We start from the raw sequence: 8,625 nt of genomic DNA, 5'->3' as shown, positions 1-8,625 counted from the left end.
TTTCCTTTTATTCAATCCTCTTCCTAAAAGGAAGAGGTAATTATCAATTATCAATTATTGAATAAATGTTTTGTTCACAACCTATTTGGGATTGCTATATAATATTTGTGCTTCAGGTTTTTTCTGGCCATAATTAAATTTATGGGGATGTATGTGAAAGGCAAAAAAGAAAAAATTATAGACTGGAAAAAAACTTAAAAATATTTCACAATTAATTCCAACCTGATTACCAATGGATAATGGATAATTGATAATTACTCTATCCGGCTTTATTGCCTCTCCTAATAATGAATAATCCTCAATCTTCAAGATCATTTTGTAAGCATTTAGGTATGATAAGCCAGTATTTTATACGGAAAAAGCTTTTGAAAGTAATAACTAAAAACATTAGCTGCTGATACCAATTAACTTTAAAAATGTCACAAATATAGTCATTCTGAATAAGACTGGGACGAGTGTTTGTTTACCTAGAAAGGGTTTCAGGCAAAAAAGTGTTTCATCCTTATTTGGAATGACTATAGTTTCAAACTTTAGATGTGAAAGAATTTCCTGAAACTACTGTAGCGTAAAAGTTATGAGTCTATAAAATCTTAATGCATGACTTTTGAATTCCGTGAAACGGTATGACTAATTCCATTCATAACTTTTAATTATCCTAATTGTCCTGGGAGATTAATTCCTCCTTCGGTCTGATAATTAGTTAATAACTTATAACTGACGGCTCAATACTTAGCCTATCTCAAATCACTATTTTTCAAAATTCATAAAGTTAACATCAGCATAATTCTAGAATCAGCTCAAGTATTTAATAACTTTTTTGGCTATAGTTAGGGGAGTCCGAGATTTTCTTAAGACTTGTAGTATAATCATTTTTTCAACCAAAGGTATAGACAGATAAAAAGCAAATTTTAATCATTCCATCTTGTGAAAAATTGATAATTTCTGGTAATATAAAACCTAGTAGCAGGTTTTGATAATCCTGCAAATTCTTGGCAGTTGGGCAACCCCGATCCGAGCGGTTGAATATCTTTCCCCCTGTTTAAATCTAGGGTCAAAGTTCCCTTCTTAGGTAGAGACTTAAAACCTAATTTTTTGAAAAATAAAGAATCTACCATTAAGATGGTGAAAATTTTCACCTTTGCCGAAAATACCATTTCCTAATGAAACTGCACTTAATAAAATATAGTTGAAGGGATTAAGTAAGGTTGATTTGTTGCCATCAAATATTTATGGTAAGTTCCTGATAAATCTAATTTATAAGGGTTGAAACTGTAATTAAATATTCAGCAGCGATCTGTGCCAAAAAAATCAGCTTTAATAGGGAATTATTAAGGGCATTGTTACAAAGAAATGGTATAAGAATATCAAAATTGATTATAGTAATTAAGTAAATTAACTGTTCGCCCTTCAGCCCAAAGGAGCGCTAGTCATGACATCAAACAATCTGCGGGAACTTGCTAAACAAGGAGATCCAAAAGTTATCTCCTCAATTATCAATCATTCACTACAAAAAAAAGGGATTGATGTCCAAGTAACTAAGGACAATGATTCTCTTGAAGTTAAACTCGAATCGGATCAAATTTCTAATCAACAAGCTTCTCTTGTTGAATTTATCCGAACTGGAATCGAGAAATTGGGAGTTGAATCAATTAACAATGTCAAGGTATATGGTGTTCAGACTGGAGATAGTAGACCAGTCTGGGAAGAGGAATTTTTTTTAGGTACGCCACCAATACCCGATACATACGAAGTTGAAGAAGAATCTGAACGAGAAGATTTTTCAGAAACTGTAGATGACTTCGATCAAGACTTGGAAACTGTATACGAAACAGAAACAGATGAAGATTNTCAATTAACAATGTCAAGGTATATGGTGTTCAGACTGGAGATAGTAGACCAGTCTGGGAAGAGGAATTTTTTTTAGGTACGCCACCAATACCCGATACATACGAAGTTGAAGAAGAATCTGAACGAGAAGATTTTTCAGAAACTGTAGATGACTTCGATCAAGACTTGGAAACTGTATACGAAACAGAAACAGATGAAGATTATTACGAGGAAGGAGAATACGACGAGGAAGGAGAATACGAAGAAGAAGATGATGATTTATCAGAGCAACCTCAGTCTCAAAAAAAGAAGATTCCTTTAATCCCGTTAATATTCGGAGGTGTATTAGCAGTAGTAGCTGCCCTTGCTGCATTGCACTTTAGTGGAATATTCCCACTTCCATTACCATTTCTGAGTCAGTCAAAGTCAGAAAACACTGAAGCTAATCAGACTAAGGAACCTACATCAGAAACTTCTCCTGACGATCCTCAGACTTCACCAACTCCAAAAACAGAAACTACAGCAGCCGACTCTAACCCTTGGTATTTTGGTGTCACGAGCGCCCAAAGTGCTGCCCAAAAAGCTCAGACAGCTCAAACAAAATCTGAATGGAATGCAGTAGCTAGTGACTGGCAAAAAGCAGTCGATCTAATGAAAAAAGTGCCAGAGTCTGACCCAAATTATCAAACAGCACAAACAAAAGTTCTTGAGTATCAAAATAATTTAGATATAGCAAAGCAGAGAGCAGATAAAGCTCCTAATTAGGAATCAGCAAACAAAAATATGAAACTTTTTGTACCAGGTCGCCTTTGTTTATTTGGAGAACATAGTGACTGGGCAGCAGGGTATCGCCTTATTAACCCCCAAATAGAGAAAGGTTATACTATTGTAGTAGGAATTAATCAAGGAATTTATGCAGATGTCAAACCCCATCCCACTGATTTAATTGTCAAGACAACTTTCAATAATGACAATCTGATACAGTCATTTAAGTTGCCTATGGAGCCAAAAAAATTATTAGCAGAAGCTCGCAGGGGAGGGGTTTTTAGTTATGTGGCTGGAGTTGCATATCAACTTATCAAAAATTATCCAGTAGGTGGTTTAGAAATAGATAATTATTTCACAGATTTACCAATTAAAAAAGGTCTATCATCAAGTGCTGCTATTTGTGTATTGGTGGCTAGAGCTTTTAACTTATTGTATGATTTAAACCTAAGTATTAGAGATGAAATGGAGTTAGCTTATCAGGGAGAAGTTACTACCCCTTCTCGTTGTGGTAGGATGGACCAAGCTTGTGCTTATGGTAAGCAGCCAATTATGATGATATTTGATGGGGAAAAAACAGATATTATCGAACTTAATCAGCCAAAAAAAGATTTATTTTTCGCGATCGTTGACTTAGGTGCTAGCAAAGATACTACAGAAATATTGACTAGATTAAATAAATGTTATACAGAAGAACTCAATGACATAAATGAGAATGTACAACATTATCTTGGGGTTATTAATGCTGATATTACTCAACAAGCAGCATTAGCCTTGCAACAAGGGGATGCAGAAAAAATAGGTAGCTTGATGGTCAAAGCACAAACCGAATTTGATAAATATATGATACCCGCTTGTCCTTCACAATTAACATCTCCTGTACTGCACTCATTACTCAATTATCCACCTCTCCAAGAATATATTTGGGGTGGTAAAGGAGTAGGGTCTCAAGGAGATGGAACAGCTCAATTTATTGCTAAAGATGCAGCTAGTCAAGATAAGCTAATTGAAATAATTAAGGATAATTTTCCTAGAATGCAATGTTTGAAATTAGTAGTTAGAGGTGGCGTTGTCAACTAAATATTAAATCTGGGATACTACTAAGGGTTCACATCCTGCCAGTAGAGTCTTGGTATCCATTCCCTCTACTAGCAATATTCATAACTTAGGCAAAATAAGGTATTTCTGTCATTATGTTTTCGGTTATCGCCGACATATTTGCAGAGTAGTTATACCAATTCCCATGCATTAATGCTATACTTGATTAATACTTCAGTTATTAAGTAATTACCTTGGGAGAATTACCTTTTTGCTGATTTGAGACANCCGTACGGACGTATCGCTGCGCGACATGGAAAGCGGAGCATTCCGGAACGGAAAACGCATTTTTGCCTGTGCAACGTCCGTACACTCCCCTACTCCCCTACTCAATCAAATGTAGAAAAGTTTTTGAGAAATGGTATTAGTCAGGATAGTCATCTCAAGTCCATACTTTTGTGCTAGATGACTAAACCCTGATTCAGTTAATATTTCAACCTTCTTGGATATTGGAAATAGTTGGTTTTTCTTGTTTCCGATACTATGAGTGCTAACAATTATTAACAATGCACAGCAAGATTAACCTACTGAGGGAGTATCTCCCAATGTGGTAGAAAATTTTTCTACCACGATGCATGATCAAAATTCCACGCGCTCCATTTAAGTCGCGATAGAAAATCCGTTCCGCTTCGCGATCGAGGCGGAAACCAACCGATACCAGTAACAATTTTTTGGCTACCTAAATTGTTGAGGATTTCACCAGTCCAGCTAACGGTTTTGCTAGTATAAGCTTCACTTACATCTAAGACTATTTTGTTGTATTCAGCAGCTTTATGTTTCAAGAAAAGCTCAAACCTGTAATGCGCCCAAGTCAACATTTGCCTAACTGATTGACAAAATATCCCTCTATTTTTGCGCCACAATTTATCTGAACACTTATATCAGTTAGAGGATAAATAAGAATCTAGATTTTTCCTGTTAATTTTCACCTTAAAGCCAAAAACAGGCGTTGGTGAATACTGGGATGATTGAGACTGACACGGGGACACGGAGAAACGGAGAAACGGGGATTATGGTTGATGCTCTCTGACAAAATCATCCCGCAACTATGCAATGCCCCAGAAACAAATAGGGAGAATCTGGAAATTTTGACAATATTGATACATTAAGTAGGTAATGATTTTCAAGGGTTTAATTAGCCTCTAAATCTCAGTCAATTAAAATTCCCGACTCTCCATTCCACTTATTCTTCTATTTGTGAGCCATTACCATTAGTATCACTAGCTTTTTCATCATCCACTTGTTTCAAATGAATATGTTTGTATCCTAGCTTGATTTCAAATTCATCTCCTGGTTTTAAACCCATCGTTTCAGTATAAGTAGCTCCTATAACGATTTGGCCATTCTTATGAACGCTAANAGTCAATTAAAATTCCCGACTCTCCATTCCACTTATTCTTCTATTTGTGAGCCATTACCATTAGTATCACTAGCTTTTTCATCATCCACTTGTTTCAAATGAATATGTTTGTATCCTAGCTTGATTTCAAATTCATCTCCTGGTTTTAAACCCATCGTTTCAGTATAAGTAGCTCCTATAACGATTTGGCCATTCTTATGAACGCTAACTCGATAAGTTGGTTCCCTACCGCGACCATCTTTCGTACCATTAGCATCTAAAGGAACTCCTTTTGCTGCTAAAAGTGCATCATAAAAATCTGTGAGATTAACACGAGTATCATCACTTTTTGTGACTGTGTAATATCCACAGCGTTTAGCAGTTTCTCTTCGTGGTAAGTCAGAAAGTTCTTTTACTTTTTGTAGCAAAGCCTTTCCCGTTAGTGGGAGTTTCGCATTTTCAACCATAGTTCTTAATAATTCTCCTTACTCTATTAATACTATACTAAATCAATTTTAGTGAAAATTGTTAGGCTTATTAATAATATATTTTTCGGATATTTTTTGAGTCCTCTTCCCCTGGTGGAGTAATTACCGAATAACCAGGAAAAGGTGTAGCCTGAAATTGGCCATCCAGCTTAGTAAATTTTGGAGNTTCTTTTACTTTTTGTAGCAAAGCCTTTCCCGTTAGTGGGAGTTTCGCATTTTCAACCATAGTTCTTAATAATTCTCCTTACTCTATTAATACTATACTAAATCAATTTTAGTGAAAATTGTTAGGCTTATTAATAATATATACTGAAATTTATCAATTGTGCAAAAAAAATTTTCCTCAAGGATTATATTGTCTAAGGCCATTAATATTTAAGTAGGTAATCTTGATTTCCCTAATGTAGAACTTACTCTTCTAGTTAAGATGAAATTATGAAATAATTTGCAATAGTTCTTACTCTATAAGGATTGTTCTTGCACAATTTTTTTTGAGGCGGGTGGAGGAAAGAAAAATGTTACAGGTGTAGGTTCAATAATTGATAATGGATAATTGATAATTGATAATTACCTCTCCCTAAAAACGGATAGGATTGAATAAAAGGAAATTTTTTTTGTTTCTCCTTGAAAGGAGAGGCTTTATACCTTTATTTTTCGGTAAATTATCTAGTCAGTTATTTGAATTGACCATAAAATCAGGTCTCAAGCCTCTCCTTCGAAGGGGATAAAACAATAAAATTCACTATTTCAACCCTCCTACTTCAGTAGGAAGTAAAGTTAACTGATAATTGAAATGACCTACTAGGTTTTTCGGGTTTTAATCTACTACTGTAGGCATCCCTAATTTTTTATCAACAACTAGGACATCCGCCTGAATAATAATTTAAAGTTTTTGCTAAAATTGCATTATTAATCACAATTTTCCACAGTAATGATTGGTTAATCATCATACTACTCAAGCAAATTGCTGGATTCTGGTACTAACTGTCTTAATTTACTCCCTCCTATATGCCTTAATTTTTCCTACTTTGCAACTTTAGTAATACAGAAAGGGAGTTCTCACAACGAAATTATTTTGTTGGCCAGTATATATTATCGGATCTAATTTTGACAAATTATTAGAATAGTTCTATCAAATTCATGTATAGTGGGAATAGGGAGTAGAGAATTAGGAATAGGGAGTGGAAAAAAACAATGCTGTTTAATTTTCTAGTATTGCCAAACTGAGGTTTCCTCTAACTACTAAAAAAAATTAATGTAGCAGTATTTTTTGAACGCTGTTTAATTTTCTAGTATTGCCAAACTGAGGTTTCCTCTAACTGCTAAAAAAAACTTAATGTAGCAGTATTTTTTGAACTTGGTATTAATCTCTAGTGAAAATTTTGGAAATTTTAGACGTGTTATATTTTCTCTCTCTACTGACTCTGTGATTTGATATGAATAGGATTTATACCAAGCGTGAAAAAAAAATGTTACAAAAATGTATTTTGAGATAAACCGACAAATTCTGAGCCAGTTATTTAGTGTCAACTTCTGCCTAGTTGCTAGATAGATACGATATTATTCAATAATGGATAATGGGTAATGGATAATTGATAATTACCTCTCCCTAAAAACGGATAGGATTGAATAAAAGGAAAATTTTTTCTCTCTTGGTCGATTGAATATGGCGTTTAGCTGGCGCACAACTTTCCTGACGGAATGCTGCTAATTACGCGTTTTGCGGAACGCTAAACTTTCCGTTCCGGAATGCTCCGCAAACGACCGCTTGTTTCTCCTTGAAAGTAGAGGCTTTAAACCTTTATTTTTCGGTAAGTTAGGATCAGATCAGTATCAGCACGTTTAAAACTTGTCATAGTTTCCATAACTACCTTTTGCTCATCTATCCAGCCATTTAATGCAGCAGCTTTAATCATTGAATATTCTCCCGATACATTGTAAACTGCTACTGGTAAATTTGTAGCTTCCTTCACTCGCCAAATAATATCCATGTAGGCTAAAGCAGGCTTTACCATCAGCAGTTCCGCTCCTTCAGCAATATCTAGCTGAATTTCTTTGAGAGCTTCTGTACCATTTGGTGGGTCCATTTGATAGGTTCTGTGATCGCCAAACTGAGGAGCAGAGTCAGCAGCATCTCGAAATGGTCCATAATATGAGGAAGCATACTTAGCAGCATAAGATAAAATCGGAATACTTTCAAACCCTGCTTGGTCTAAACCTGACCTAATTGCTTGTACAAAGACATCCATCATACCAGATGGCGCAATTACATCAGCACCTGCTTGAACTTGAGAAACGACAGTTTTTTTCAGCAATTCTAAGGTAGGATCGTTTAACACACGACCTGTTAAGTCTTTTGCTTCCAAATAACCACAGTCACCATGATCGGTATACTCAGACAGACAAGTATCGACAATAACGAATAAATCTGGTACTGCTTCTTTGACGGCGGTTGTAGCTTTTTGGACAATACCACAATCATGCCAAGCTCCTGTAGCTTCAGTGTCTTTATCTTCAGGAATGCCAAACAAGATAATTGCAGGAATTCCTAAATCATAAACTTCCTTCGCTTCCTCAACAATTTTGTCTACTGACAATTGATAGACTCCTGGCATTGACTTTACTTCATTAGCTACTTTTTCTCCTGGTACAGCAAACAAGGGATAGATAATATCATGTCCGCTGGTATCGTTTGTGTAAACCCAAGCATGAGTATCTATNATCTTCAGGAATGCCAAACAAGATAATTGCAGGAATTCCTAAATCATAAACTTCCTTCGCTTCCTCAACAATTTTGTCTACTGACAATTGATAGACTCCTGGCATTGACTTTACTTCATTAGCTACTTTTTCTCCTGGTACAGCAAACAAGGGATAGATAATATCATGTCCGCTGGTATCGTTTGTGTAAACCCAAGCATGAGTATCTATAGGAAATTTAAGTTTTTTCAGGCTTTTAAACCTTCTCTCCTAGATAACTAAAGCCTTCTTCCTTCTTCCTTCTTCCTTACCCTGACCTTACAATACCGATGCTACCGGACATCATATAATACCATTTCTCAAAAACTTTATCTATTTCAGGGTAGGGGAGTGTAGGGACGTTTTGCT

General features: G+C 35.5%; 6 protein-coding genes and 2 pseudogenes. 2 read left to right on the top strand and 6 right to left on the bottom strand.

Features of this window, described 5'->3' with window-relative positions; translation table 11 throughout:
* Positions 1-908 precede the first annotated feature (908 nt).
* Positions 909-1,115, bottom strand: coding sequence for a hypothetical protein (locus tag AFK68_RS21680; protein ID WP_094674993.1), 207 nt, complete (start codon positions 1,113-1,115; stop codon positions 909-911).
* Positions 1,116-1,848: 733 nt separating this feature from the next.
* Between AFK68_RS21680 and AFK68_RS21670 the strand changes: the two genes are divergently transcribed.
* Both AFK68_RS21670 and AFK68_RS21665 read left to right on the top strand, forming a co-directional pair.
* The coding region (locus AFK68_RS21670) for a hypothetical protein (protein ID WP_210407549.1) at positions 1,849-2,592 on the top strand (744 nt) is incomplete at its 5' end.
* Between the two features lie 18 nt (positions 2,593-2,610).
* Positions 2,611-3,672, top strand: a complete 1,062-nt coding sequence (locus tag AFK68_RS21665; RefSeq protein ID WP_094674987.1) for a mevalonate kinase — start codon at positions 2,611-2,613, stop codon at positions 3,670-3,672.
* Between the two features lie 508 nt (positions 3,673-4,180).
* Here AFK68_RS21665 and AFK68_RS37175 read toward each other — a convergent pair.
* The 5 genes and pseudogenes from AFK68_RS37175 to AFK68_RS21640 all read right to left on the bottom strand — a co-directional run.
* Positions 4,181-4,357 (bottom strand): hypothetical protein, encoded by a 177-nt coding sequence (locus AFK68_RS37175; RefSeq protein ID WP_168186596.1) that lies wholly within the window; start codon positions 4,355-4,357, stop codon positions 4,181-4,183.
* Positions 4,358-4,873: 516 nt separating this feature from the next.
* A pseudogene (locus AFK68_RS21655) lies at positions 4,874-5,049 on the bottom strand (AbrB-like transcriptional regulator); the annotation flags it as partial.
* Positions 5,050-5,082: 33 nt separating this feature from the next.
* On the bottom strand, positions 5,083-5,496 hold the full coding sequence (locus tag AFK68_RS21650) for an AbrB family transcriptional regulator (RefSeq protein ID WP_094674985.1): 414 nt from the start codon (positions 5,494-5,496) through the stop codon (positions 5,083-5,085).
* A 1,814-nt stretch (positions 5,497-7,310) separates the two neighbouring features.
* Positions 7,311-8,237, bottom strand: coding sequence for a porphobilinogen synthase (gene hemB / locus AFK68_RS21645; protein ID WP_143438126.1), 927 nt, complete (start codon positions 8,235-8,237; stop codon positions 7,311-7,313).
* A 1-nt stretch (position 8,238) separates the two neighbouring features.
* Positions 8,239-8,406: pseudogene (locus AFK68_RS21640) on the bottom strand (porphobilinogen synthase); the annotation flags it as partial.
* Between the last annotated feature and the right edge of the window lie 219 nt (positions 8,407-8,625).

It is taken from the genome of Hydrocoleum sp. CS-953, from assembly GCF_002260545.1.
Classification (GTDB): domain Bacteria; phylum Cyanobacteriota; class Cyanobacteriia; order Cyanobacteriales; family Microcoleaceae; genus Trichodesmium.
Note: the sequence above shows the minus strand (reverse complement) of the source record. Positions and strands in the feature narration are given on the sequence as shown.

Bases quoted from the DNA above. Each gene is read 5' to 3' on its own strand.
- AFK68_RS21680 (WP_094674993.1), bottom strand. From the start codon at position 1,115: ATGGTAGATTCTTTATTTTTCAAAAAATTAGGTTTTAAGTCTCTACCT.
- AFK68_RS21650 (WP_094674985.1), bottom strand. From the start codon at position 5,496: ATGGTTGAAAATGCGAAACTCCCACTAACGGGAAAGGCTTTGCTACAA.
- AFK68_RS21665 (WP_094674987.1), top strand. From the start codon at position 2,611: ATGAAACTTTTTGTACCAGGTCGCCTTTGTTTATTTGGAGAACATAGT.